Source organism: Chlamydiales bacterium, from assembly GCA_041395025.1.
In the GTDB taxonomy this organism is placed as follows: Bacteria; Chlamydiota; Chlamydiia; order Chlamydiales; family JAAKFR01; genus JAJACP01.
This window is the reverse complement of record JAWLBH010000001.1, coordinates 324,520-350,461: the sequence shown is the minus strand read 5'-3', so window position 1 is coordinate 350,461 and position 25,942 is coordinate 324,520. Positions and strand designations below refer to the sequence as shown.

At 35.1% G+C, this 25,942-nt stretch carries 26 protein-coding genes and 2 tRNA genes; 19 read left to right on the top strand and 9 right to left on the bottom strand.

The genetic code is table 11. The features are described from left to right. Positions 1 to 34: 34 nt before the first annotated feature. Genes R3E91_01600 through R3E91_01585 form a run of 4 tightly spaced genes read left to right on the top strand, consistent with a single transcriptional unit; the run spans position 35 to position 3,157 of the window. Positions 35 to 469, top strand: coding sequence for a transcription antitermination factor NusB (locus R3E91_01600; GenBank protein ID MEZ5314893.1), 435 nt, complete (start codon positions 35 to 37; stop codon positions 467 to 469). Continuing rightward, positions 435 to 1,316 (top strand): UDP-N-acetylmuramate dehydrogenase, encoded by an 882-nt coding sequence (gene murB / locus R3E91_01595; protein ID MEZ5314892.1) that lies wholly within the window; start codon positions 435 to 437, stop codon positions 1,314 to 1,316. The genes R3E91_01600 and murB overlap by 35 nt, the downstream gene beginning before the upstream one ends. Then, entirely contained in the window at positions 1,300 to 2,124 is an 825-nt protein-coding gene (locus tag R3E91_01590; protein ID MEZ5314891.1) for a PHP domain-containing protein, read from the top strand. Before murB ends, R3E91_01590 begins: the two co-directional genes overlap by 17 nt. Further along, a complete protein-coding gene (locus tag R3E91_01585; protein ID MEZ5314890.1) occupies positions 2,096 to 3,157 on the top strand; it encodes a Mur ligase family protein in 1,062 nt (353 codons plus the stop codon). The genes R3E91_01590 and R3E91_01585 overlap by 29 nt, the downstream gene beginning before the upstream one ends. Here R3E91_01585 and R3E91_01580 read toward each other — a convergent pair. Next, entirely contained in the window at positions 3,144 to 3,683 is a 540-nt protein-coding gene (locus R3E91_01580) for a class I SAM-dependent methyltransferase (protein ID MEZ5314889.1), read from the bottom strand. The two genes, R3E91_01585 and R3E91_01580, sit on opposite strands and share 14 nt — an antisense overlap. A gap of 64 nt (positions 3,684 to 3,747) precedes the next feature. Between R3E91_01580 and R3E91_01575 the strand changes: the two genes are divergently transcribed. From R3E91_01575 to R3E91_01530, 10 genes are all read left to right on the top strand, one after another. Continuing rightward, positions 3,748 to 3,821 (top strand) — tRNA-Val (locus R3E91_01575). A 153-nt stretch (positions 3,822 to 3,974) separates the two neighbouring features. Further along, entirely contained in the window at positions 3,975 to 4,685 is a 711-nt protein-coding gene (locus R3E91_01570) for a hypothetical protein (GenBank protein MEZ5314888.1), read from the top strand. 339 nt (positions 4,686 to 5,024) lie between these two features. Further along, positions 5,025 to 5,576 (top strand): translation initiation factor IF-3, encoded by a 552-nt coding sequence (gene infC, locus R3E91_01565; protein MEZ5314887.1) that lies wholly within the window; start codon positions 5,025 to 5,027, stop codon positions 5,574 to 5,576. Then, positions 5,554 to 5,748, top strand: a complete 195-nt coding sequence (rpmI, locus tag R3E91_01560) for a 50S ribosomal protein L35 (protein ID MEZ5314886.1) — start codon at positions 5,554 to 5,556, stop codon at positions 5,746 to 5,748. The genes infC and rpmI overlap by 23 nt, the downstream gene beginning before the upstream one ends. A 4-nt stretch (positions 5,749 to 5,752) precedes the next feature. Beyond that, the gene (rplT, locus tag R3E91_01555) at positions 5,753 to 6,109 is read left to right on the top strand and encodes a 50S ribosomal protein L20 (protein MEZ5314885.1); all 357 of its coding nucleotides are present in this window, start codon (positions 5,753 to 5,755) and stop codon (positions 6,107 to 6,109) included. Continuing rightward, the gene (gene pheS / locus R3E91_01550; GenBank protein ID MEZ5314884.1) at positions 6,109 to 7,134 is read left to right on the top strand and encodes a phenylalanine--tRNA ligase subunit alpha; all 1,026 of its coding nucleotides are present in this window, start codon (positions 6,109 to 6,111) and stop codon (positions 7,132 to 7,134) included. Before rplT ends, pheS begins: the two co-directional genes overlap by 1 nt. A gap of 67 nt (positions 7,135 to 7,201) precedes the next feature. Then, positions 7,202 to 7,286, top strand: a tRNA-Ser gene (locus R3E91_01545). Positions 7,287 to 7,978: 692 nt separating this feature from the next. Beyond that, positions 7,979 to 8,236: a hypothetical protein gene (locus R3E91_01540; GenBank protein ID MEZ5314883.1), complete on the top strand. Its 258-nt coding sequence runs from the start codon at positions 7,979 to 7,981 to the stop codon at positions 8,234 to 8,236. Between the two features lie 145 nt (positions 8,237 to 8,381). After that, positions 8,382 to 8,876: an aminotransferase class III-fold pyridoxal phosphate-dependent enzyme gene (locus R3E91_01535; GenBank protein ID MEZ5314882.1), complete on the top strand. Its 495-nt coding sequence runs from the start codon at positions 8,382 to 8,384 to the stop codon at positions 8,874 to 8,876. Positions 8,877 to 8,925: 49 nt separating this feature from the next. Beyond that, positions 8,926 to 9,471: a ferritin-like domain-containing protein gene (locus R3E91_01530; protein MEZ5314881.1), complete on the top strand. Its 546-nt coding sequence runs from the start codon at positions 8,926 to 8,928 to the stop codon at positions 9,469 to 9,471. Between the two features lie 201 nt (positions 9,472 to 9,672). On the opposite strand, the gene R3E91_01525 is transcribed toward R3E91_01530, so the two are convergent. Then, positions 9,673 to 10,590, bottom strand: a complete 918-nt coding sequence (locus R3E91_01525; protein MEZ5314880.1) for a virulence RhuM family protein — start codon at positions 10,588 to 10,590, stop codon at positions 9,673 to 9,675. A 675-nt stretch (positions 10,591 to 11,265) separates the two neighbouring features. On the opposite strand from R3E91_01525, the gene R3E91_01520 reads away from it, so the two are divergent. Then, positions 11,266 to 13,410, top strand: a complete 2,145-nt coding sequence (locus tag R3E91_01520) for a hypothetical protein (GenBank protein ID MEZ5314879.1) — start codon at positions 11,266 to 11,268, stop codon at positions 13,408 to 13,410. A 71-nt stretch (positions 13,411 to 13,481) separates the two neighbouring features. Here R3E91_01520 and alr read toward each other — a convergent pair whose 3' ends face one another. From alr to R3E91_01505, 3 genes are read right to left on the bottom strand one after another with little or no spacing between them, the layout of a single operon-like run. Continuing rightward, positions 13,482 to 14,534, bottom strand: coding sequence for an alanine racemase (gene alr, locus R3E91_01515; protein ID MEZ5314878.1), 1,053 nt, complete (start codon positions 14,532 to 14,534; stop codon positions 13,482 to 13,484). Further along, complete coding sequence (locus R3E91_01510; GenBank protein ID MEZ5314877.1) at positions 14,521 to 15,567, bottom strand: LptF/LptG family permease; 1,047 nt, start codon at positions 15,565 to 15,567, stop codon at positions 14,521 to 14,523. The genes alr and R3E91_01510 overlap by 14 nt, the downstream gene beginning before the upstream one ends. Further along, positions 15,564 to 16,652, bottom strand: coding sequence for an LptF/LptG family permease (locus R3E91_01505; protein MEZ5314876.1), 1,089 nt, complete (start codon positions 16,650 to 16,652; stop codon positions 15,564 to 15,566). The genes R3E91_01510 and R3E91_01505 overlap by 4 nt, the downstream gene beginning before the upstream one ends. A 178-nt stretch (positions 16,653 to 16,830) precedes the next feature. Between R3E91_01505 and tilS the strand changes: the two genes are divergently transcribed. After that, entirely contained in the window at positions 16,831 to 17,757 is a 927-nt protein-coding gene (tilS, locus tag R3E91_01500; protein MEZ5314875.1) for a tRNA lysidine(34) synthetase TilS, read from the top strand. Positions 17,758 to 17,910: 153 nt separating this feature from the next. Continuing rightward, entirely contained in the window at positions 17,911 to 20,655 is a 2,745-nt protein-coding gene (gene ftsH, locus R3E91_01495; protein MEZ5314874.1) for an ATP-dependent zinc metalloprotease FtsH, read from the top strand. Positions 20,656 to 20,689: 34 nt separating this feature from the next. Here the strand turns inward: ftsH and pnp are convergent, their stop codons facing one another. Beyond that, on the bottom strand, positions 20,690 to 22,801 hold the full coding sequence (gene pnp, locus R3E91_01490; GenBank protein ID MEZ5314873.1) for a polyribonucleotide nucleotidyltransferase: 2,112 nt from the start codon (positions 22,799 to 22,801) through the stop codon (positions 20,690 to 20,692). A gap of 110 nt (positions 22,802 to 22,911) precedes the next feature. Further along, the gene (rpsO, locus tag R3E91_01485; GenBank protein MEZ5314872.1) at positions 22,912 to 23,181 is read right to left on the bottom strand and encodes a 30S ribosomal protein S15; all 270 of its coding nucleotides are present in this window, start codon (positions 23,179 to 23,181) and stop codon (positions 22,912 to 22,914) included. Between the two features lie 464 nt (positions 23,182 to 23,645). Between rpsO and tadA the strand changes: the two genes are divergently transcribed. Continuing rightward, a complete protein-coding gene (tadA, locus tag R3E91_01480; protein ID MEZ5314871.1) occupies positions 23,646 to 24,110 on the top strand; it encodes a tRNA adenosine(34) deaminase TadA in 465 nt (154 codons plus the stop codon). After that, a complete protein-coding gene (locus R3E91_01475; GenBank protein MEZ5314870.1) occupies positions 24,100 to 24,327 on the top strand; it encodes a hypothetical protein in 228 nt (75 codons plus the stop codon). Before tadA ends, R3E91_01475 begins: the two co-directional genes overlap by 11 nt. Here the strand turns inward: R3E91_01475 and R3E91_01470 are convergent, their stop codons facing one another. Then, positions 24,328 to 25,131, bottom strand: coding sequence for a rhomboid family intramembrane serine protease (locus R3E91_01470; GenBank protein ID MEZ5314869.1), 804 nt, complete (start codon positions 25,129 to 25,131; stop codon positions 24,328 to 24,330). It abuts the gene before it with no gap. 196 nt (positions 25,132 to 25,327) lie between these two features. Then, on the bottom strand, positions 25,328 to 25,942 hold the full coding sequence (locus R3E91_01465; protein MEZ5314868.1) for a DUF720 domain-containing protein: 615 nt from the start codon (positions 25,940 to 25,942) through the stop codon (positions 25,328 to 25,330).

The window sequence follows — 25,942 nt, the reverse complement described above, 5'->3', positions numbered from 1 at the left end:
TGATTTTTAGTATAAAAATCGTTACAATTTTTTCATGGTTTCTCTTCGCATCCATAAATTTAATGAGATTGTCTTTCAGTTGCTCTTCTCCTTTGATATGGGAGAATGTGTAGAAAATGATATTGTTTCTCTTATGATGCATGAATTACTCGTCACTCGTAAGACTGTACTTAGTGCTTACAGTCATGCCAAATCTATTCATGAAGCACATGGGGAGCTTGATCAGATAATCTCAAACATCTCGAGAGATTATCAAATTAAAAGAATAGGACGAGTGGAAAAAAACATCATTCGTTATGCTCTTTATTTTATGAAATCTAAAACTACTTCTCATAAAAAAATTATTTCAGAAGCCTTGCGATTAACTCAAAAATTTAGCACAAAAGAGTCCGCTGCTTATGTTAATGCTTTGCTAGACGAAGCGAGTGCGAAATATGATCAAGACGCTTCCTTTTCCACACCAAACTGACAAACCTTTGAGTAAATTCTCTACTCTTGGTATCGGAGGACCAGCACGTTATTTTGCTGAAGCAACAAGTATTGAAGAAATGCGCAAAATGGTTAATTATGCTTACCAAATAGGTCTTGGTGTTCATATTCTTGGGAAGGGATCAAATTCTTTATTTGATGACCGTGGATTTAATGGTCTTGTTATTCTCAATCGAATCTGTTTTTTAGAGCAACAAAAGAACAAGGTATCTGTTGGTAGTGGATATAGTTTTGCTCGTCTAGGAATGAAAATGGCTAAGAAAGGATGGGGCGGTCTGGAATTTGCAATGGGTATTCCTGGGACTGTTGGGGGGGCAGTATATATGAATGCAGGTGCAAATGGACAAGAAACAGCTGATCTACTTAAACAAGTTGGATATGTTACAGAAGTAGGGGAATTAGTTTTCTTTCAAAAAAAAGATTTACAATTTAGTTACCGCTTTTCTTCTTTTCAAAAGTGTAAAGGGGCAATTGTAGAAACTGTTTTTGATTTAATTTCCTCTCAAGAAGCTAAACATCAAAAACGTAAAATTTTAAACTACCGACTCATGACTCAGCCTTATAGGGTAAGATCAGCAGGCTGTGCTTTTCGAAACCCTGAAGGAGGATCCGCTGGTTACCTAATTGATCAGATTGGATTAAAAGGAATGAGCATAGGAGGAGCAGTAGTATCTGAAAAACATGGAAATTTTATTTTGAATGCCGATCACGCTACAGCTGTTGATGTGCTTGAACTCATTAAGGAGATCAAAAAGAGAGTCTATTCTGAGAAAGGTATCCTTTTGGAAGAAGAGATTTGCTATATTCCTTATGATATTCAAAGCTGATTTACATTGTCATTCGATTTTTTCTGATGGAACAGACGACCCTGAAAAGCTCATCTATCAAGCAGTTCAATCGGGACTTTTAGGATTATCAATCACTGATCATGATACAATTGCTGCATATCCTGCAGCAATTGATTATGCACGAAAACATCGTTTACTACTTTTACCTGGTGTGGAGTTTTCTGCTGCCTATCAAGGTGTTTCTGTCCATGTTTTAGGATATGCCTTTGCATTGCATTCTCAAAAATTACATCAACTATGCGATCAACATCGACATCGTCGTGTAAATAGAAATCGAAATATTCTCAAAAAGCTTAAAAAACTTGGAATGTCGATCGAAGAAGAGGAGATTAAAACACAATCGAAAGTAATTGGACGACCTCATATTGCTCAAATAATGGTTCAAAAAGGGTTTGTTTCTTCAATAAAAGAGGCATTTGATCATTATTTAGGAGAGAAAAAAGAAGCTTATGATCCAGGTGAACCTATTTCAATCATGGAGACAATTGAAACTATTCATGCAGCCTATGGGCTTGCAGTGATTGCTCATCCTCATCTGATTAAACAACAATCAATCATCAAATATCTATTAGAGCTACCGTTTGATGGGATAGAAGCCTATTATGCCCGCTTTAAACCTGCACAAGAAAAGCCATGGATAGAGATTGGAAATGAAAAAAAATGGATTAATACAGGCGGTTCAGATTATCATGGTAAGATTAAACCTTTCCATTTTCTTGGAAGTTCATGGGTAGACAAAAACACTTTTGACCAGCTATATGCCCACTATCTTATCTCAAATTCTTGAAGAGACGAAAGAAATTAAAACCATGAATTTTGATCTTGGAAGAATGCGCATTTTTGATGCGGCAATTGGATCTCCTAGCCAAGCTTTTCAGTCAATCCATATTGCGGGAACAAATGGCAAAGGATCTGTAGCACATAAAATTGCTTCCGCTCTTCCTGGCAAAATCGGCCTTTATACTTCTCCACATATTAAGACTTACCGTGAAAGAATATCTATAGATGGATCAATAATCTCAGAAGAAAAAGGAGAAGTGCTTTTAAGTTTTATTTTAGGTCAATTACCAGAACGTCCTACTTATTTTGAATTGCTTACTCTTCTTGCCTTTGCCTATTTTGCTGAGGAAAAAGTTGATATAGCAGTGATAGAAGTAGGCATGGGGGGGCGACTTGATGCAACCAATATTATTTGTCCTATTCTTTCAGTGATTACATCGATTGATCTTGAACATACTCAATATTTAGGAAAGACTCTTGAGGAAATTGCTAAAGAAAAAGGGGGGATTATTAAAAAAGGTGTGCCTCTTATCGTTGGACCGCGAGCAAGATACTATTCTAATGCTATTGAAGTGACGGGTGAATTTGTTCATTATGAAGAAGAAAACCAGGCGATTGCAAAAGAAGTATTAAATTTTTTAAAAATTGACTCTTATGATCTATCAAATGTTCCCTCTTGTCGCTTTGAAAAGAGAGGAAATGTTATCTTAGACGTTGCACACAACCCAGCTGCTTTGAAATCTGTTTTTAGAAGAATTACTGATACCTACCCAGACAAAAAAATACGTGCCCTTATTGCTTTTTCAGCTGACAAAGATATTGAAGGTTGTCTAGCAGTGATTCGAGACCATACGATTGCTTATCATTATATTCAATCAGACCATTCTCGCCTCTATAAACCAAAAAAAGCTCTCTCTTTTCAAGAGGCATTTGATTTAGCTGATGATAAGGAACTTATTCTTATCTGCGGTACATTTTTTATTATGGCGGATGCGCTTGTTTTTCTTCATAAAAGATCTCCTTGGTTTAAAAGTGAGTAGGTGGCTCATCGAACATGACTTTTCTAGAAAGCCAAATTAAAGAAGGAGCCCGATGGCGATTCAACCATTGATGGTAGCAAACAGACCATTTTCGAGGATCTAGAGATTTAAAAAAATCCATAAGAGCGATTTCTTCTCGAGCGCCCTCAGGATGCCCGGGGTAGCAAGTAATAGAGATAGCTTTTGTGGCAATTTTAAGAGCATGACTTACGCTTTCGAGAGTAGTATCGCATTGCGTAGTTAACTGTTTGTCCCCACCAGGGAGGTAACCAAGATTATATACAATAAGTGCAGCTGTGTCTTCTACAAAAAAAACGTGAGATCTTAAACGAAAAATAGCTTTGGGTACTTTTGCACGAGTTAGATCGATGGCTTTTTTTTGAATATCATAAGCGATTATCTCTACATTAAGCTTAGCTAAAAAGAGTGTGTCATAACCATTTCCACACGTTGCATCAATCACTCTGTCACCAGAAGAAAGCGTTTGTCTCCAATAGGAATGGGCTAGTTCTAAATGATTAGACATAAACATTAGGATATGCCTTTCTGCTTTTGAAATAGAGAGAAATTTGTTAGTATTTATTCTCTTTGGGGTATTAGCTCAGTTGGTTAGAGCGCCACGTTGACATCGTGGAGGTCAGCTGTTCGAGTCAGCTATATCCCAATTCCCACGTAAAAAGATATTTTTATAAACAAATATTCTATAAAATAAAATATATAATTATAATTAACATCTTTAATTTAATAAATTAAAAGATGGCTTTTTTTATAAAAATATTCTAAAATTTCTTATAAAATAATTTGAAGAAGTTTTAGTATGTCTAACTTTGCGGAAGTGGGTAGTAATAATTTTAACAATCCGTATTCACAGGTAGAGGAATTATCTGAGATAGAAGATGTAGGTAACAAACATCATCTATTTTATAAAAAAAAATTTTTAAAGAATGCCTTAATTGTATCTATTGTTATCTCAACCGTCATTTTTTTGACTGGACTGATCATATTTGGTGCTCATCAAGGTTGGTTTGGAACTCGTATCCTTAGACTCCCATGTCTAGAGATTTTTACAAAAAACTACACTATAATTGCGATGGCAGTAGGTGGAATTACCATGGTTGCTTTAAGTATAACAGCAATTTTTTTAAAAAAAATGAATAAAAGTCAAATGAATAAAAGTCAGCAGAATCCCCCTGAGGTTCAAATATCTCCGGTAAAAAACAAAGAAGATAGAATAAGTAATCAAATAAACCTTAATAAACTTACATTTAATGAGTTAGTAAACATAGAATTACAAAAAATTGATAACAGGCAAAGCGCAGAGAATGAGAACCCGGAAGAATACCAACAAGATATAGATCCAATGGGAATCTACGATAATATGGATAATAGGAAAAAAGTCGATTTCGATAACAAGAATGCTATAATGAGAATTTGCGATTTTCAAAATTTTGAAGATCTCTCTGAAGATCTATTGAATTTTGAAGATCTCTCTAATATTGAATATAGGTTTGAAGATCTCCTAATTTAATGAATTTATGATTTGTAAATATAAGTTGTTATAGGTTGTTTTTACAAATTGTGACCATTTCTTATGAGTTTTTGAGGTCTACTAGTTGTTTGTTATCTTTTTATTGAGAAAGAACTTTCAGAAAAAGAATTTCTTCCTTGCAATTCTCGCAAAAAGCTTTTAAAATTTTCCTCTTTAACTATGCAACCTATTAGTGAATCAACTATAGATCTACAATCGCTTTAGGTGGTAACGAATGGTTTTTTGTTATCATATGTTGAAATTGAAAAAACAGTGTATCTCCTTTTAATTTTTACTATTTTAGTGGAGGTTGATGATATTTGTAATGGGAGTTGAAATGTGAATTTTCGTATTAACCGTCAAATACGTGCTCCTAGGGTCCGTGTAATTAGCTTCCAGGGGGATCAAGTGGGTGTTCTTCAAATTCGGGAAGCGCTTATCATGGCGCAAGATTTAGGTCTTGATTTAGTTGAGGTTGCACCCAATGCTGACCCTCCTGTCTGCAAAATTGTCGATTATGGAAAATTTCGTTATGATCAGACAAAACGAGAAAAAGAGAGTAAAAAATCTCAGCATCAGATTAAAATTAAGGAGATTAAGCTTAAACCAAATATTGATGAGCACGATTTTCAAACAAAATTAAAGAAAGCTCAGGTGTTTCTAGAAAAAGGAAACAAAGTTAAATTAACTTGTTGGTTTCGTGGTAGGGAAATGGCTTATCCTCAAATTGGTCAGCGTATTGTCGATCGAATGATAAAAGAGTTAGAGCAATTTGCTCATTTGGAGTCGCCTGCAAAAATGATGGGGCGCAGTATGATTTGCGTGCTTGCTCCTCAGCTTTCTAAGTCAAAAAATAAGGAAAAATCAGATGCCAAAAATGAAAACAAATAAGTCGATTGCCTCTCGATTTAAAGTAACGGGTAGAGGAAAACTTCTCCGTAAAAGTCCTGGTCGTCGTCATCATTTAACAAAAAAATCTGCAGAAAGAAAGCGTCGTTTAGGAAATACAAAAACTGTTCCAGAAACGATGTTAAAGATGTATAAGAAAATGATAGGAGTTTAGAATCATGGTTAGAGCAACGAGTGCACCTGCCTCAAGGCGTCGTCGTAAGCGGCTTTTAAAGCGTGCTAAAGGATTTTGGGGTGATCGTAAAAATCATATTAAACAATCAAGTAATGCGGTAATGAGTGCATTAGCATTTAATTATCGTCATCGAAAAAATAAAAAAAGTGATTTTCGCCAACTTTGGATTATTCGTATCGGGATTGCAGCAAAAATCAATGGTTTGTCTTATAGTAAATTAGTGAATGGTTTAAAAAAGGCACGATGTGAGTTAAATCGCAAAATGCTTTCAGAGATGTCAATTCATGATCCTAAAAGTTTTAAAGCAGTTGTCGATAGAGCTAAAGAAGCGCTTGTCTAATGAATTTTGAGGAAACAATTGAGGCAATTAAAAAAGAGGCTCAGAAGGACTTAGAACAAAGTAAAGATTTAGATTCAATTGAAACCTTAAGATTAAAATACTTAGGGAAAAAAGGTTATATTTCTAAGTTAATGACTGATTTAAGAAATGTTTCCCCCAGTCTTCGTCCTCGTTTTGGAGATTTAATCAATAAATTTAAAAGTTTTCTTGAAGAAAAGATTGCTACGACATCTAAACAATTTGAATTTGAAGAGATTAATCATCGTCTGAGTCATGAAACATTGGATGTGACACTTCCTGGTTCACGTCGTTTTATTGGTCGTCAAAATGTGATTCTAAAGGTCCTGCATGAGGCAATTGACATCTTGATTAATATGGGATTTTCTGTTCAATATGGCCCGGATATTGATTCAGATTTTTACAATTTTGAAGCCTTAAATTTTTCAAAAAATCATCCTGCAAGAGATATGCATGATACCTTTTACTTGACCGAAGATTTGCTTATTCGTACCCATACTTCAAATACACAAGTACGCGTGATGGAATCCTGTCAACCTCCTATTCGGATGATTGCACCGGGCAAATGTTATCGAAATGAAAACATTTCAGCACGTTCTCATCTTTTATTTCATCAAATCGAAGGGCTCTATATTGATGAAGATGTGACTTTTGCAGATCTTCTATCTACAATAGAAGAGTTTTTTACTAGATTTTTTCAACAAACGATTAAGATGCGTTACCGTCCTAGCTATTTTCCTTTTGTAGAACCTGGTATTGAAGTGGACATTAGCTGTATTATTTGTGATGGAAAAGGGTGTGGTATTTGTAAATATACTGGGTGGTTAGAAGTTGTAGGAGCTGGTATGGTCCATCCTGAAGTGATGAAATCAGGTGGGATAGATCCTGAAAAATATTTGGGTTACGCCTGGGGATTTGGCATTGAGAGACTAGCTATGATTCGTTTTGGGATTAACGATATTCGTCTTTTCCTAGAAAATGATTTACGGTTTCTTCAACAGTTTTAAATTATAACAGATCGAGCAAGAGTTTCTATAGGCTAAGCGTTTTAAAGAATGAAGTAGATCTTTTAAAGGAAGAGTGGCAGAGTGGCCGAATGCGCCTGTCTTGAAAACAGGAGATGGGCAACCATCCGGGGGTTCGAATCCCTCCTCTTCCGTCCTTCATTTTCCAACCTAAATAATTCTCTCAACAGTACTTATATCCAAGTGATGCGCTGAGCTATTTTGTAGCTATAACTGCCTCAAACGGCAAAAATGCACAAAAAAGCACATTTTATGCACAGCAATACATTTGGGACTTCTCTTTTGAGAAGAAAATGCCAAGGTCACATTTACTGAATCAGATGGTAGCAAAAGCACAGTTGGTCTTGACTCAAAGATGAGAACAGACCTAAAAAATATCTTGAAGGCACAAAAGATCTTCATAAAAGCGAAGCTGACCTACTATTTATTACTTCTAAAGGTAATCCTATCTATCGAACCCACTTAACCCAAGTCTTCAAGCGAGTCAGGTTAGAAGCGGACCTTGGATTTTTTGTAAGCGCCAAAATGATTCAATGGTCCCAAGTATACGACAAAGTGAAAACAGGAATCTTAAGCAGGATACAGATCCTCGAAAAATTTCAATTAAACAATTTTCCAAAACAACTGGAGGCTTAGCAATAGAACCGGAGAAAAAGTAGTGCCTGAATGCTACAACATACAGGCACAATGACGAAAGATAGTTTTGCGAACCACTTTCTTTACTTCAGTATTCAATATTTACTTTTTAGCGTCAAATCCAAAGTACATCAAATTTGATCTAATACGGTGTTCTTTTTGCTGAGTCTCCTCAACTAAAGGAGACGATATGACAAAAAACGTCAATCACAAAGCTGCAGATGGTGAAATCCCCACTCTGCTTGCTATTCGCAACTTTGCTAAAAAGCACCCATTTATGACCGAAAATTCCATTCGGTGGTTGCTTTATAGACAACCTGAGGGGCTCGAAGAATGCCTAGTCAGACTTTCAAGAAGGATCTTCATCAAAGAAAAGGAGTTTTTTCACTTTTTATCCTCTCAAAGTAAAGCGAATCAAATCGAAGGGGAGGTATCAAATGACTCCTAGAGAAAAGGCCTCAGCTATTGAGGCCCTAATGAAAACACTCGCCTCTCAGGGAGATGCTTCGAATAGCTTATGGCACACAACCTAGAAATAACAAGAGCCTGGCGGCAACCAGACTCCAAAACTCCCCACTCAATAGGAGGAATACATGAATCAAATTGTATCAGATAGTGCAATTTCCAAGCATCCACTAAGTGCAGAAGAAAAGTCCAAGACTCGAGCCGAAGAGCTCATTAACATAGCTCAAAGTTCCTCGGATTTAAACGGACATTCTTACACCGTAAATCCAATTTCCTGCGCAAGTGCTCTTGCAAGTCTTGATCTTCTTCTTGTCCAGGATTGTGAGAAGCAAAGAACAATGATCACAAGCTCTCACACTGATTTTGTTAAGAAGTGGAAAAATCATCCAAAACTCAAGAGGTGTGAATCTCTTGGAACGATACTAGCTCTAGAGTATAGAGATGACAATTGCACCTATTTTTCGACGCTTAGTGATGATCTTTATCAATTCTTCATTAAGCAGAAGATGTTGCTAAGACCTCTGGGAAACGTTCTCTACGTACTTCCTCCTTATTGCATCACTCAAGAAGAGCTTAATCTAATATATGACACAACTACACTAACCCTTGAAGGAGACAGATGAAGACAAAGCTAACCTACCTACTTAGCTAACCTCCCTACTTACCCAAATTGTGCAAAGGGATGTCCTCCACGCAAAATGGCTCAATACCCTCTCCTACCTAGAAAACTGTGGAGCTCGGAAAATTGCTGCCTGTGAACACCCTACTTTGGTAAAAGAAGAAATGCTTAAACATGCTTCAGAGGAATTTCGACATTTTCACTATTTAAAAAAACAGATCAAGAGAGTTTCATCTTCCCGTTTCCCTAATTACCGCCATCCTTCTATTCTTGGAGGAATCAATACTCTAAAATATTTAAACAAATTAGATCTTTTCACATCCGGTTACCTCATTAAAGACTGTTGTCTGGATAAATACGAAGTCAAAAAAATTGCCTATCTCCTTGTGACCTATGCCATAGAGCTCCGAGCTCAGGAATTCTACCCCATTTATGATGAGGTGCTTCGGGAGCATCAATCGAAGGTGTATGTAAAATCCATTATTTTAGAAGAAGAAGAGCATCTACGGGAAATGCGAGAAGGGATTGCAAACTTACCTTCGGGATCAAAATACGCTGACAAAGCATGCTCTTTTGAGCACTACCTATTTAATAAATAGATGGATTGCGTAGAAGCTGATCTTTTCACTCAAGGGCAGGCGCCATGCTAAAGATCAATTGTCGTATCAGCAATGCGACAATTCATTGGCCCGTGTTTCAGATTCATCTGTCTCGATCTTTTTTACTTCTTGAATCACTTGTTGAAAATGCTTCTCCACTAAGGGTATATCTTCGCTCTTCAATAGCTCTTGGTATTTTTTTTACTCTAGACGAGCCTTATCAAGGGCAATCTTGTGACTTACCTTGCCCGCATGTGAAAGGATCTCTCTTGGAGTTGCTACCCTCAAAAAATCATCCAACTTAACAATCCAATCCTTCATGTATATGGGACTTCTATGTAAAGCCTGGAGCTCAGCAAAATCCAAATACATTGAGACAAGCCTATTTAGGATACCCAACTCCTCTTCGCTTAAGTAATTTTTAGCGATCTCTGCATCTGCCTTGCTTAAGCCCTTTCCAGACCAAGAGGTAAGCCCCATATGCTTCTTAGTGCTATCGGCTCTTTTATAAATGATTTCTGCAGCTGTATGGCCATGAGCCGCCCAATGCATCTTGTTTTGCACAATGCGAAAAAACTCTTTCGAAGCCTCAATATTGGGATCATAATCGATACTTGTCGCATAGATATCCAAGACTTTGCGCCAAAAGACCTTCTCCGATGACCGAATATCCCGAATGCGAGCAAGAAGCTCATCAAAATAGTTACCACCACCTAATCTCTTCAATCGCTCATCATCCAGTGTAAACCCTTTGATGAGATACTCCTTCAGCCTAGCTGTTGCCCATATGCGGAATTGCGTTCCTCTGTGGGATTTAACACGGTAGCCCACTGAGATGATGACATCTAAATTATAGTGATCCACCAGTCGAGAAACTTCACGAGTTCCTTCTTTTTGAACTATCCGGAAATTCCGGACAGTTGAATCGGTGAGTAACTCACCTTCTTTAAAGATATTTTGTATATGTTCGGAGATTGTACGCTTATCCTTACTAAACAGCTCAGCCATTTGGGCCTGTGTAAGCCAAACCGTTTCATCTAAAAGATGCACCTCTACTCGTGTCTGGCTATCTTCTGTTTGGTATAAGATGAACGAGCTATCACCTAAGCTACTATCCATGATTTCCTATTTGTATAAGGGCTCGATAGGAATTCTATATCAATCCTTTTTTACATTCACAGAGTTTTCGCATTTTCTGCAGTTGATCTGGACTTTGTAAGATCCAGTACCCTTGAAAATTATGCGCATTTTATGCACACTAAGCCACAATAGTCAGCAGCAATCTTCTGAAAAAGACTGCTCATAAAGGACAAGCTCCCATAGGGAAAAGTTGCTGCTGATTATTGAAATTTGTTGAGAGGTTTAAGTTTACCTCGGACTTGAAAACAGGAGATGGGCAACCATCTGGGGATTCGAATCCCTCCTCTTCCGTTTTTTTCTTTACAAAATTTACATAAAAATAAGAATTTCTGAATCTTTTTCTCTAACCTTTTCTTAATCTCAGTAAATATTTCAATTGTCTCTAAAAAAATTATATTAAAGAAAACAAGCCTCATAATGATCAAATCATTCAAAATTTAGAGAGAAGAGAGTGTCTTTTTCATTTCTTGATTTTTTTCTTTTTTATTCTTAAAAACAACAATTTTTCCTTCATTTTTCTAAATATATTTTAATTAATTCTTTTTATTTAAAATAAATAGTTTAGTTTTATTTGAGATATATAATTAAAAATAGAGATAATAGTATACATAACTAAGTATCTAAGTGCACCATAGTTGGCATAAGGAGGGGAGTATGGGTTCAAAAAGTAGTTTAGGTATATTGGATGCATTAGAAAATCTCAACACCTTATTGGATGTTGATACAATTAATGAGATTGAGATTACGGAAGAATCACGTTTTATTCCACATAAGGAAAAAGAGGGAGAGGAAATTCGAGAGATATACTGGGTTCAAGCAGGATCGGATGATCAAACAGTTAGAGTAGTTAAAGAAACTTTCCGTAGCGTATTTGATTACTTACAATTCTTTTATCGTAAGATGAAAGATACAGGAGATACAAAGAAGTTAGCAGAAGGAATGAATACGATTATGGTTTTAGTGGGTGAAGCCGCGAAGAAACTTGATCGTCTGGGTGTAGTTTTTAAAGAGAGAGTAAGTGAATTTTCTGAGTACAAAGACTTACAAAATTTTTACCGAAGAGAAGTGGTACCAGAATCATTTCAGACATTTGCCAAATCTTCTACTTTAAAGAAGAAAGTTGAGGTCATTCCTCACGAAGAGACCTTGGAGCATCAACTTAAACAAATTTTAGGAAGAGAAGAAGAAGTTGAAGAAGTTGCGGGTATCCATATTCTTAATGATCTCAAAGTGATTCAAAGAGATCATCTTTATGAACTCTTCTATTTGAAAAATGAGCAGGGTACGCATTTCTATACCTATGATCTTGCAAGAAATATTAAGCTTGCTTGCGATTTTGGAGAGTTTGCAGAGGAGTATTTTAGTGATGATCCATTACTGCAGATTAAAAATTGGGAAGATAAAGAATTGCATCTCTTAGCTCTTGCAATACGAAAATCTGCAGGACACTTCATGGATAAATTTTATCAAGAAGCAATGAAATACAAAGAGATGGGATTAATCGCTTTGCTTCATAATGCTTGTATGGCTCTTATGTTAGCTAGTGATCCTAAAAATCTCATTAGACAATTTTCTTTAAAAGGTTGTCATCTTTATTTTTGGGATTTTCTCTTTTTTCTAAGAGCAGTACTTCATAATCGTGAATTTGAAAAACTTGTGATATATGGATCTTCATCAGAAAAATCTTTTTTTCAAAATGCTCTTAATTTGATCTACCAGTTTTGTCGTCTTCTCTATACTCAAACTCATGATAGAAAAGAACTGTCTTCTGTTATTAGCCAAATTGTAGAAAAAACTATCCCCAATAAAAATCACGTAAATGCTCTTTCTGATCGATTGATGCAGACAAATCTTGGATTGATTCAAGCATTTAAAAAACATCCAAGTGGACCGGTTTTCAAGGCAGTCGATATTATTCGAGAAACAAGAGAATTTTGTTTTGATCCACTGATACAAGGCAACCTACCTTTTCATGAATGGACATTAAGTAAAGAGGAACAAGTGATTCATGTTCTTCATCTTCCATGTCCTATTATTCAGCAATGGATCCACCATGCCATTGTTTCTGAAGAATTTAAAACATTTCTAAGAGGATTTGAAATCAATGAGAAACTTCTGATTGTGAATTTCCAAGATAGAACCTCCTGGAAAGAACATGCCCGATCCATGGCTATCGAAGAATTAGCTCAAAAGGGAGAATTTGCCCCATATTTAACTACTATAACTCTTGCTAAAGATACGCATTTTTATAATCAATCTGATCTCTATCAGGAACTGGATAAAGCAGAGAGTTTTATTGGTCATTTAAGAGATCATTTACGTGATCCAACCACAGGTTATTATTTTCCTGATAATATAAATAAACAATTATTTCCTGATTTTATCGATTCTCTTTTAATAAAAATTCACAAGATATTTTTTGATTTTAAAAAGACATTGTCTTATCTAGAACGTTTAGATTTTATTCAGCTTGTTTATCATTTCATTGAATTAAAACTAATTGAAATCATCCAGCCATCCTATATTGCGCTAATTTCTAAAGATTCTCTTGATATTGGTGGAACCTCGAATGTTGGATTGCTCGCTCTTCTGGCAATTGGTTGTAGAAAAAACCTTGATTATAAAAAAATAGAGATGGCTCTTTTTGGATCAACAATCATGCAGCGAGAGCGTGTGATCCATCCTGAACGGTTTGATCGTCTTTATAATTTTATTAGATTGTTAGAAAGTAAAGGAGATTATTTGAGTCACTTTATTGCTTTGTTTAAAAAAGACAGTTTTAATTGGGAAATTAGTTGAGGATAGAGATGGTGTTGTTGATTAAATAATCGATCACTCAATTAACACAGTTTAAAGTGATTTGATAATTTCTAATTTACTTTACACCCTCTTCTTATATAACTCCTTTGAGTTCTAGCTCCAATACGTACTAATACTTCTCGAACATTGGTATTGGTCCATCCTGCTACAACTTTTAGAGGTAGTGATTTGGGATCAAATAAGATGACAGGATCTCCTATTTTTGCCTCCGGAATTTTTGTGAGGTCAATCATCATAAAATCCATACAGATACGCCCAATCATTGGACTTTGCTTTTCCCTTACAAGAACGTATCCTTTTTCTTTATAATCACAGTGTAATCCATCATAATAACCAAATGGAATGGTACCGATCAGACTATCCTGCTTGAAGATATAACCAGAATGATAGCCGACACTCTCTCCCTTTTGTGCTTTCTTAATAAATGATAGGTGGGATTTTAAGGTTAAAGCTGATTCAAACAAGGCTAATCCAATTCTTACAAGGTTACAAAATGGGATAGAAAAACGTTGTGCTCCCGCTCCGTTTGCTGCATGAATCCAATGAGGTAGAGGATCAAAAAAATCTACCACCTCTTTAAAAATAGCTATCTGCTGATTTGTATAACTATCCATTTCAGGGAGGTCTGCAGAGGTAAAGTGAGTCATGATACCTTTGATATAAAGATGCGATAATCTTCTAATCGCTTTGACTAATTGAATCGCTTTTTCTGGATTAACACCAAATCGATTCATCCCTGTATCAATATGCAGATGAATGGGAATGAGTTTTTTAGCAGCATGATTGAGAGCGGTTGCTTCTTCAATAGAACTGATAGCGGGTTCTAAGCAATATTCCACAACTTGTTTAGCTTCAAAAGCAGGAGCCGAAAGGACAAAAATCGGCATTTTAATACCTGCTTTTCTAAGTAAAATCCCTTCATTGACGTGAGAAACCCCTAAAATTTTCACTCCAAAATCAGACAGGTAGGGAACAATATCAATCACACCAGTCCCATAACCATTTGCTTTCACCATTGCCATGATCTCACCTTTTTTCTTAAATGCAGAAATATTGGATTCAATGGCATCAAGATCGATGGTTAGAGTACTAGAACTTAGCATATCGCCATCCAAACCACGCAAAAGAGAGGACAAATGGAGTAAGCATTGCCCATAAGGGAGAAATGACTTGATGTTTACCTAGTATTAAGCAGGCTTTTACAAGAGTAAAAAAGAGTAATATACCAAAAAGAGCCAATGCATAGATTATAAATACTTTTAGAGAAGGCCCAAAGTTTAAGCAAAAAGGAGTAGGAGCAATTACGACAAGAAAGCAAGCAAGGGGAATCATGATTTTATAGAGAAAAAGAGAAGCAATTTCAGCTTCTTTACTTGTAAGATGTAAGCGCCATGAAAAATTAGAAAAAAGTTCAGTTAGAGATTGAGTCAGTGGAAGAAAAATAGGATTTGGAAAGGATGCTTTATCAAAATGGATGGTATCAAAAATTAGCATGTCGAAAGACTCCATTTGTTGTAACTCTCCTTCTATGCGTTGTAAAACATCAACTTTTTTTCCAATTGGATTTTTTCCATAAGGGTAGAACTCTTGAATACGATAAATCAAATCATGATTTTTATATAAGTAAACATCATGAAATGACTGAGTTTCAGATTCAAATTGCTGATAGATTAAAATGCCATTTTCGGTTAACGGAAGAATGCCGATATTTTGACTAACCGATTTTTTGAAAGCGTATTTTTCAAATTTTTTTAAGGCAGTAGAAGATAGAGGTTGAAGAAATTGAAAGTTTAAATAGAGGAAGGTAGCTAAAATCATACTTGGATATAGAAAGATGTTGACCACTTTTTTTATCGAAATACCGCTCGAAATAAGTGTGATAATTTCATTACTCGTATTAAGTGTGGTTAACACCTTAATCGTCGCAATAAGAAGAGCAAGAGGAATCAGAATGTCAGCTCGATTAGGAAATTGAAAGAGGTAGTAAAGACAAATATCTTTAATAGGAATTCCTTCTCGATAAAGAATTTGCATATGGATCGAGTAATCAATTAATACATAAAGGAAGTAGCATCCTCCTATAAATAGAAAAAATGTTTTTGCGATTTCTTTTAATAAATATTTTTTTAAAATCACCTCAACCCTCGACTTAAGCGAAAAAGAGCTAAAATAGAAGCTATGGTAATAAAGAGATGGGGAAGAAAAAAACAGATAGTGGCCATCCAGAGCAAGTGACTCAACTCTTTCCCAGCAAGAAATAAGACTAAAGTGAGTCCTCCAAGAATGAAGACAAGAAGAATGTTTTTTTTATTTTGATTTTTATCCAGGGTAATTCCAAAAGATATGCCCATTAGGTTAAAGGTAAAGACAGCTATTCCTAAAGAAATACGCCGGATCATTTCTGAATAGCATTTTGCAATTTGTTCTCTCCCTGTCTTATACAAATTCTGTATTCGTGCTCTCAATAAGTTAAATTTCAAATGATCATTTGAAATTTTCCATCCTTGATTTTGAAGAAAACGAGAAAAATCAAGAGAAAAACAAGTTGTGAGTTTTTTATTTTCAATAATTAGTTGATCAAAATCAGGATTAGAAAGATTTGAAATCACTGTAACCTCTTCTCCCTTTAATTCATCTCCCTCAATCGTCATTTTTTTTGCTAAAAGCAGAGAGATCCTTTTATTGGTATGATCTTTTAGAGCAATGAGTAAATTCTTTATATTTTTTCCTGTTGAAACTGGTTCCATCTGAACATATGCTCCTTGTAATTTTGCAATTTTTGCGCTTTGGAGAAGCAAAAGAGGATTTTCTGTAGTTAGATGGGATACCATTTGACGACTTTTCAAATGAGCAGATGTTGTAAGTTCAGAAGCAATATAAAAATTGATACAAGACAGGATCATCCCTAACCCTAAAATGGGAGTGGTAATTTGTCTAAAAGAAAGGCCTACGGTTCTTAATGCAGTGAGTTCATGAGTTTGCGATAGTTTTTGAAAGAGAATCATTACTGAAATTAAAGAAGAAATTGGAATAGCAATTGGTAGAACATAGAGGATTTGATAAAAACTAAAGAGGAGTAAATAGAGGAAAGAAGCCCCTATCGCAGCAAAGTGGGCAATTTCTTCCAAGCGACTCACAAACAAGATCCCGATGAATGAGCTAATAGATAGTAAGAAGACTCTGAGATACTCTTTGATTAAGTAGCAAACGATTAATCCCATCTTTTCTTCATTTTTAGTAAATAAGAAGACATGTTACCATCTCTTTTTGATTCCTTGTAGGTATACTTAATGACCCAATTTTTTAGATGTTTGAATCTTACTATTTTCGAGAATTAAAAAAACAATTCCCCTAAATGAGATACCTCTCCCTTTTTATTAAGTTATGATTAAGGATTTTTTGCATTTTTATACATTAGAAGATACCCCTCTTCTTTTGGGATTTTCTGGGGGGAGTGATTCTACAATGCTATTTTATCTACTTTTAGAACAAGAGCACCCATTTGAAGTCGCTCATGTTAACCATGGATGGCGCCCAGAAAGCTCCTTAGAAGCTCTTGAAATTATGAAAATCTGTAAAAAAGAAGGTGTGACTTGTCACACTTGTTCTCTCAGATCCATAGATTCAAATCTTGAAGATTATGCTAGAAAAGAACGCCATCATTTTTTTCAAAAAATTTGCAATGATAGAAAATTAAGAGGTGTGATGCTTGGTCATCATGCAGATGACCAGGCTGAAACAGTATTAAAGCGAGTGTTTGAGGGGGCGTCTCTTCCGAAGCTTAAAGGGCTTCTACCAAAAACTCAAATTGGAGAATTGAATCTATATCGTCCTCTTTTAAAATGGAAAAAATCAGAGATTTTAGATTGGCTTAAAGTGAGAGGAATTTCTTATTTCTCCGATCCAACGAACAAAGATCATCGTTTTTTGAGAGGTAGAATGCGAGAAGAGCTACTTCCTACACTTTCAAAACAGTTTGGAAAACAGGTTCAGACAAGTCTTTGTCAATTAGGCGAATCAGCTCAAGAACTCGCAGATTTTCTTGAGTTTGAACTAGAACCTTTTAGAAAGCAGTTTATTTATTTTGATGGAAATATTTCTTTGGATTTCAATAAATTAAACCTAAAATTTCCATTTATCTATAAAGCGATTATTCGAGATTTCTTTGAGAAAGAAAATCTTACGATTTCAAAATCTACTTTAAATACACTCCTTTCTCATCTATTGAAAAATAGTGTATGTAAAAGAATTCAAGTTGGTCAAAGAGTGGTAGAAATTGATCGTGGGAAATTGACTATCAAAAAGTTAAAATTATTAAGTTTATAGGTTGATGTGGAATGGCAGGATAAGATATGATAAGATGTTGAGATTTAAGATTTTTAAATACAATTTTAATTCCTATTAAATTTCTCTATTTAAATAAAAGTTTTATTTTTATAATAAACAATAAGTATATTTTTAAAAATAGTTAGATATATTATGACTTCAGACAAAAAGAATAAGAATGAACCGAAGAAAATTTTTCCAACTACTTTCTTTCTTTTTCTTTTAGCGATTATTTTGGTGGTAATTACGCTACAGAATTTCATGTCGACTAAATCGGCAAAAGTTGCTTTTAGTCACCAAGTTGAGCATCTTGTAAATTTACAGCTGGTTGTTCCGGAAGAGAGTCATAAGGTCTCTTTGAATGATAATCTTGTGACTTTTAGTGGCAAATTTCGAGAACGTGAGACTGAAGAAAGTCGAAAACGCTATAAATATTTGGAATTGGTAGAAAAAAATCATAATTTAAAAAATGAAAAAAATGAAATCTTGTCAAGTTTAAGTCGCCTTCAAACAAATATTCGAGAAGCAGGTAAATGGTTTTTAGCAATCTCTGGGATATCGATTCCTGAGGGAGGTTATCGTATTGTTGAGGAGGTATATGATCTTCCTGAAAAAGAAAATGCAATTGTCATTAAAGAAATTTCTGAAAAGGAGATGATCAATTTAAAATTGATGCAAGAGCGTTTACAGCAAATAAAGTTGAGTAGTCAAGAGGACCTAACAGGTTTTGAAATTGATCTTGCTCTTTTAGTAACAAATTTTCGTTCTCCTATTTTAGGTGTAAGCGCTGAAGCAATGAAGCAAGAGCTAAAAACTCTTACCAAAGAATTAGAAGAAACTCAAGGGACTTCTTATTCAACTGCGCAAAAAATTTCTATCTATGAAACAATTCTATCTAAGCTCCAGGAAATTGTAGAAGAATTAAATCAACCTGTTGATCATATGCGTTTGAGTGAATTGCGTTCTATACGCCAATATAAAGAGCAAATGGAGCGCTATGAAAAGAGCAATCAAGCCTTAGAACAAAATGAAATACAACTAGATAAAGCACGTCAATCTTTATCTAATGTGATCTGGTTTTTTAATAATAAAGAACTTTCGGGTCGTGCACTAGAACGTCAAGATGTAGAAACATATAGCCATTGGTTTGCTAATGCAAAAGAAGAATGGGACAATTTTAAATTAAATCATGGTCTTTCTTTTAAAGCTCCTGATCAACCTCGTACCCTTGCTCTTGAAAAGACATTTAAGAGTGAAGAACAATCTCCCAATTATTTTAGTTATATTCTTACCATTCTTCCCATTGTTTTTGTCATTCTGCTCCTTTATTTTGTCTTTTCAAGACAAATGAAAGGTGTAGGTGGGTCAGCCATGAATTTTGGTAAATCACCTGCTAGGCTTCTCCAAAAAGGACAAAATAAGGTCACTTTTAAAGATGTGGCTGGTATTGATGAAGCGAAGGAAGAACTTTTTGAAATTGTGGAGTTTTTAAAGAATCCTTCAAAATTCACTACACTTGGTGGTCGCATTCCTAAAGGAATTTTGTTAATTGGTGCTCCAGGAACCGGAAAAACTCTTATTGCTAAAGCGGTAGCAGGGGAAGCAGATCGTCCATTTTTTTCAATTGCTGGTTCTGATTTTGTTGAGATGTTTGTTGGAGTTGGAGCGAGTCGAATTCGTAATATGTTTGAACAAGCGAAAAAAAATGCTCCTTGTATTATTTTTATTGATGAAATTGATGCTGTTGGTCGTCATCGTGGAGCAGGAATTGGAGGCGGTCATGATGAACGTGAACAGACATTAAATCAGCTTCTTGTTGAAATGGACGGATTTGAAACAAATGAAGCTGTTATTTTAATGGCAGCAACTAATCGTCCTGATGTCCTTGATAAAGCACTTCTACGTCCTGGACGATTTGATCGTCGTGTGATGATTGGACTTCCTGATATTAAAGGGCGGTATGAAATTTTAAAAGTTCATGCACGTAAGATCAAAATTGATCCATCGGTTGATCTTCTTACTGTTGCCCGATCAACTCCAGGAGCAGCAGGTGCTGATCTTGAAAATCTTCTTAATGAAGCTGCCTTACTCGCAGCTAGAAAGGGACGTTCTGCGATCACGGGTATTGATGTTGCTGAAGCTCGTGATAAAGTACTTTATGGAAAAGAAAGACGTAGTCTTGAGCTTGATGAAAATGAGAAAAGGACAACAGCTTATCATGAATCAGGTCATACGATTGTTGGATTTCTCGTTGAACATTCTGATCCAGTCGAAAAAGTGACAATTATTCCAAGGGGGTTATCTCTTGGAGCTACTCACTTTTTGCCTGAAAAGAATCGACTCAGTTATTGGAGAAAAGAACTTCTTGATCAACTCGCAGTTCTAATGGGAGGGAGAGTTGCTGAAGAAGTTTTTCTCGGAGATATTTCAAGTGGCGCTCAACAAGATATTTCGCAAGCTACTCGCTTAGCGCGCAGTATGGTTTGTGAATGGGGAATGAGTGAAGTTCTTGGTAAAGTTGCTTATAATGGACCTTCTGAAGAGGCTACCGGATATGTCTATCATCATGATAAAGCTTATTCTGAAGAAACTGCTCGTGCGATTGATGAAGAAGTCAAAAAACTGCTTGATGAAGCTTATGCTAGAGCAACTGGTATTATTCTGAAATATCCTGCACAAATTGAACTTATGACAAAAATGCTTATAGAATTTGAAACTTTAGATGCTGAAGATGTCCGCGATATTATTGATGGCCAATGGGATATGGAAAAAAAACAAAAACGTCTTCTCGAACAAGAGAATTTATATAAACGTCAGCCTGAAACACCACCACCACCTCCTCCTCAGAATGTCAGACCAAAAAAAAACGACTCCGACTTGGAGCTCAATCCAACTTAATCAAAAAAATAAAAGTCGTTTTTTTTAATGAGAATTATTTTACTAGATTTTCTTCTTTATTGATTAGAGCTTTATGACTGAGTTTTAATTGACCCCGTTCATTAATATCTAAAATCTTTACTAGAATACGGTCACCCTGTTTCACATGAGTATGGATATCTTCAATACGATTATGAGAAAGTTCTGAAATATGACACAGTCCCTCTTTACCAGGTAAAATTTCTACAAACACTCCAAATGGAACCACTGAAGTAATTTTTCCATGGTAGGTTTTATTAATTTCAACCTCACTGATTAAACCATCAATGATATTCTTGGCTTTTTGCATTGCTTCTGGATTAGAAGATGCGATGCTTATCAAACCTGAGTCATTAATATCAATTTGGACACCAGTTTCCTCAACAATAGCACGAATTTGTTTTCCTCCCGGCCCAATGATTGTAGCAATTTTACTTGTTTTAATTTGTATTGTCTCAATTCTTGGTGCATAAATGGACATTTCTTTGCGTGGTTGAGAAATCGTTTTGAGCATCTTTTTAAGGATATGAAGACGTCCTATTTTTGCTTGCTCAAGAGCTGTTTTCATAATTTCAATTGTAATTCCTTCAATCTTAATATCCATTTGAAAAGCTGTAATCCCATCAGCATCACCTGTAACTTTAAAATCCATATCACCTAATGCATCTTCTAATCCAAGAATATCGGATAAAATGACAATCTGTTCTCCTTCTAAAATTAATCCCATTGCAATTCCAGATACAGGTCGTTTAATGGGAACTGCTGCATCCATTAATGCAATGCACCCACCACAAACAGACGCCATTGAAGATGATCCATTACATTCTGTAATATTAGATTCAAGACGAATCGTATAAGGAAATTCTTCTTTTGATGGAAGAGTCGCCATTAAAGCACGCTCAGCCAATTTACCATGACCAATTTCACGCCTACCTGGGGGACCTACACGTCCCACTTCTCCAACAGAAAAAGGAGGAAAAAAATATTGTAAGTAAAAACGGCGTAATCCTTCTCCATCTAGATCTTCAAATCTTTGACCCATATTTTCTCCACCTAGAGTACACACTGCTAATGCTTGTGTTTCTCCACGTGTAAAAAGACAACTCCCATGCGAGCGAGGTAAAACATGAGTTTCAATATCGATACATCGAATCTCATCAAATTTACGTTGATCAGCGCGTAAGCCTTTCTTAAGAATCATTTGACGCATATACTTAGCTTGTATTTGCTTCAAAGCAATTTTTAGATCAGCTAAGAGAAATTGAGATTTTTCTTCTTCAGGGAAAAGATAGTCGATCAAATCTTTATGAATGGTTGTCATCTCTTCTTCACGTTTTAGTTTGTCTTGAATACAAATTGCATTTTGTATGGCGTCAGCTTTTTCTTTTTCAATGATTTCTAAGAGATGATGAGGAATCAGACGAATGCTGCTACAGTTTTTAGGTTTTCCAACTTCTTTTTCCCATGCTTTAAGAGCGTAGCAAATTTTTTTGATGACTTCATGTCCAAAGGAGATAGATTTAAGTACTTCATTTTCAGTTAAAAAATTACAATAACCTTCAATCATCAGAATTGAATCTTCTGTTCCAGCTAGAATGAGATCTAAAACAGAAGACTTCATCTCATTGTTTGTTGGGTTAATAATATATTCATTATCAACCATTCCGACTCTAACTCCAGCCACTGGTTTAATTAAAGGAATATCAGAAATCATTAGCGCAGCTGATGCTCCACAAATCGCTAAAGGTTCTGGCTGGTGCTCTCCATCATAAGACCATACATAGGATAGAATCTGCACCTCATTGTAGTATCCAGTTTGAAACATGGGTCGTAGAGGACGATCAATTAATCGAGAAGTTAAAATTTCTTTTTCACTGGGACGCCCTTCACGCTTAATAAATCCACCTAATGTTTTCCCAGCTGAGAAAAATTTTTCTTGATAATCCACCCGTAAAGGTAAAAAATCTATTTCTTCTTTAGCCTCTGAAGCAGCACAAGCTGTATTAAAAACTATAGTGTCTCCAAGATAAACAATTACTGAACCATTTGCTTGCTTTGCGACTTTTCCTGTTTCAAATGTAAGATGTTTGTTATGACTAATTTCGACAGTTTTTGTGTTTCTTTTCATTGAATTCTCCGTGAACGAAAAAAGAACTCAAAACCATAAGATTTGAGTTCTTAAATCAAGTAAATGCAATAGATAATCTATATGAGAGCGAATAATACTCTTAATATGAATTATTTCCTAAGATTTAAACGTTTAATAAGATTTTTATATCTCTCTGTATCTGTTGAATTAAGATACTCAAGAAGTTTACGCCTTTGTCCAACAAGTTTAAGGAGTGCTAGACGGGAGTTATGGTCTTTAGGGGATCGTTTTAGATGATCTGTAAGCTCAGCGATTCTTTCTGTAAGAATAGCAATTTGAACATCAGCAGATCCTGTATCTTTGTCGTGTAGCTGAAATTTTTTTGTGATTTCTTCTTTTGTGCCTTTATCTAGCGACATTTAAAAAATCTCCTGATTTTAATCAATATTCAACATTTATTATACACAACTTAAACTTTCATGTCGAGTATAACCGAAAGAAAGTCCTAATTCATTGTATGAGTTTTTTAGATGGGTTTTTATATGATAAGATTGAAATTTGCCGATGAGTATTTCTAGTCGCTTTTTTTAGTTTATATAAAATATTATTTTGGACATTTTATTCATTTGCGCAGGAAAATTTCAATGATTTTTTATTGAGTGTTTTCGTTTTAAATATCAAAATATATTAAATATTTAATTATTAATCTTATTTTATAAATAAAATAAATTCTTAGATAAGAAATTTTTCTATAAATTTGTAATAAAAATTCGCGCTATTATGATCAAACTAGTTATGGTAGATATTTTCAATTCTCAAAGAAAAAATGAATGATGATTAGAAAAAATTGGATAGGTAATGACTTTCTTGAAGGTGATTTTTTATGATTCAAAAAAATGATGAGTATTTTATGTATCAAGCTCTTCAGGAAGCAAAAAAAGCCTATGAGCAAGAAGAAGTTCCAGTTGGTGCAGTATTGGTGTTTAAAGGGAGAATCATTGCACGTGGTCATAATCAAATTGAGATGCTTAAAGATGCAACTGCTCATGCTGAAATGCTTTGTATTGGTGCCGGAGCACAAGCTTTGAATAATTGGCGTCTTTTAGATACAACCCTTTATTGTACCCTTGAACCATGTGTCATGTGTGCTGGAGCGCTTCTTTTATCACGAGTAGCTACTCTTGTTTGGGGAGGGAAGGATATACGTCATGGAGCAAATGGAAGTTGGATTGATCTATTTACTTATCAGCATCCGACACATAAACTTGAGATTAGATCAGGAATTTTGGAAGCAGATTGTACAGGAATTTTAAAAGATTTTTTTATCAAGAGGCGGTATGAAAATTAGAATCAAGCAATTATTAAATGAAATGGTAGAAGGACAGAGAGAAAAAGTTTTATGTTGTGGACGTCATTTTATTCCAACACTCACTTTAGAAGATGTTCTTCAGCCTAACGACTATCCTGAGCTAGAACACAATCCTCACTTTCGTTACGAAGAAGGGGTTTTAGATGGATTACAGACGATGCGTGCTGCTTTGCTTACCTTGTTTAATGAGGAATAATTAGTGTTTTTTATCTTTAGATTTAGAAATGTTTTTCATCCGTTCTCGTTCACGATAAGTTAAAGAATCCTCTCCATGATCTCCAATTTTATCTAGCATTCTATCCATAAATGCTTCGTCACTTTCTTGCATGACTGTGAGATCGATAATTTTTTCTGAATTAGGTGGTGTATTTGTTGATTGAAAAATCCCAAGATTGAAGGAGTAAGGATTGGGGAGTTTCCAAATGATTCTTCCAAAAAAAAATCCCCAACCAATCCCAATAAGATTTAAAAGTGAGGAGATAAAGTTTCCATAGGAAAGATCCATGAGGATGATAATACCAAGAAATATTGGAATGAGCGATTTGAACTTAATATGCAGTAAAAAAGAAAAGTCTAATTCTAGATCGGGATGGAGCATCGTCCATATGATCATCAATCCATAGATCGAAGGACCAATTCCGTAAATAATAAATTGACTAGAAAAAAGAAGAAGAATGGTTGTTGATACAATCCCTGCAACTAATCCTCCACTCAAATAAAAAAGAAAGAGGCCAATTTTTCCAAAGCGAAATTCAATTTCCGATCCAAAACACCAAAGCAAAACCATTTTAAAAAAGAGAGAAATTAAAAAAGACAAAGAAATTGCAGTATCAAGTGAATGAATAAAGAAATAGGTAAGAAATTGCCAAAACCATCCATGCTTTAAACCCCAAATAGATAGAGTAAACCATTGTAAAGGACCAGGGATTTTTAGATAATGATTCATTAGAAAAGTCAAGATAGGGCAAAACAGTGAAAAAAGAGAAATTGCCCAAATCAAGACTTTTACACCTTTCGGTGGTTGGTGAGATCTAGTAAAAAAAAGAGAGAACCTCATAGATAGGTGTAACTATAGTCTGGTCGATTTTATTAGACAACTATCTATGAGGTTCTCTATTTGAACTTTTCATAAACAAGAAGGTAAGCTTTTAAATCGCTCTTTAGATATTTGTAGGTTTTCTAGAGTTAATATTTTTTTATTGTCTAGAAGGTTGGCGAAGTAGTGCTTTAAAAGTTAAGCTTTGCAGAATTCTATTGATTTGTGAACTTTCTTGTAGAATTTGCATCGACTCATTGTTAATTGAGTTGATGTGAGTTTCATTGATATAGGCACTTTGTTGTAATACTCCCATTTTTTGAGTCAAAAATTGTCGTTCAGCCATCACCTGTTGGTTTTTTGCTTGCCCATTTGACACAGTCAGCTGATTTTGGTGAGTGACCCAAGTAACTTTATTCCATGAACGAACATGGATATGAGTATCCCAAACTTTCCACCATGAATCCCAAAAATTTCTATCAACTGGTACATATTCTACGTGTTGATCTTCTTTTAAATCAGGAACATAATACCATGGTAAGGCAGCTGCTTCCTTGTTTAGTTCTTTTTGAGCTATACCATTAGCTTTAGTTTGCTTAGCTTGAATCAATGCACTCTCAGAAGATGTCATGGCAGCTTCAACAAGATAATAGTAAGCAAGAGCAATGACATTTTCTTGAAAGGCGTTTTTATCTTTAAGATCTTCTTGCGAAGATTGAATATTAGCTAAGGATTCCTTGTTTACAAAAGCAGAGTCAGAAATTAGATTAGACAT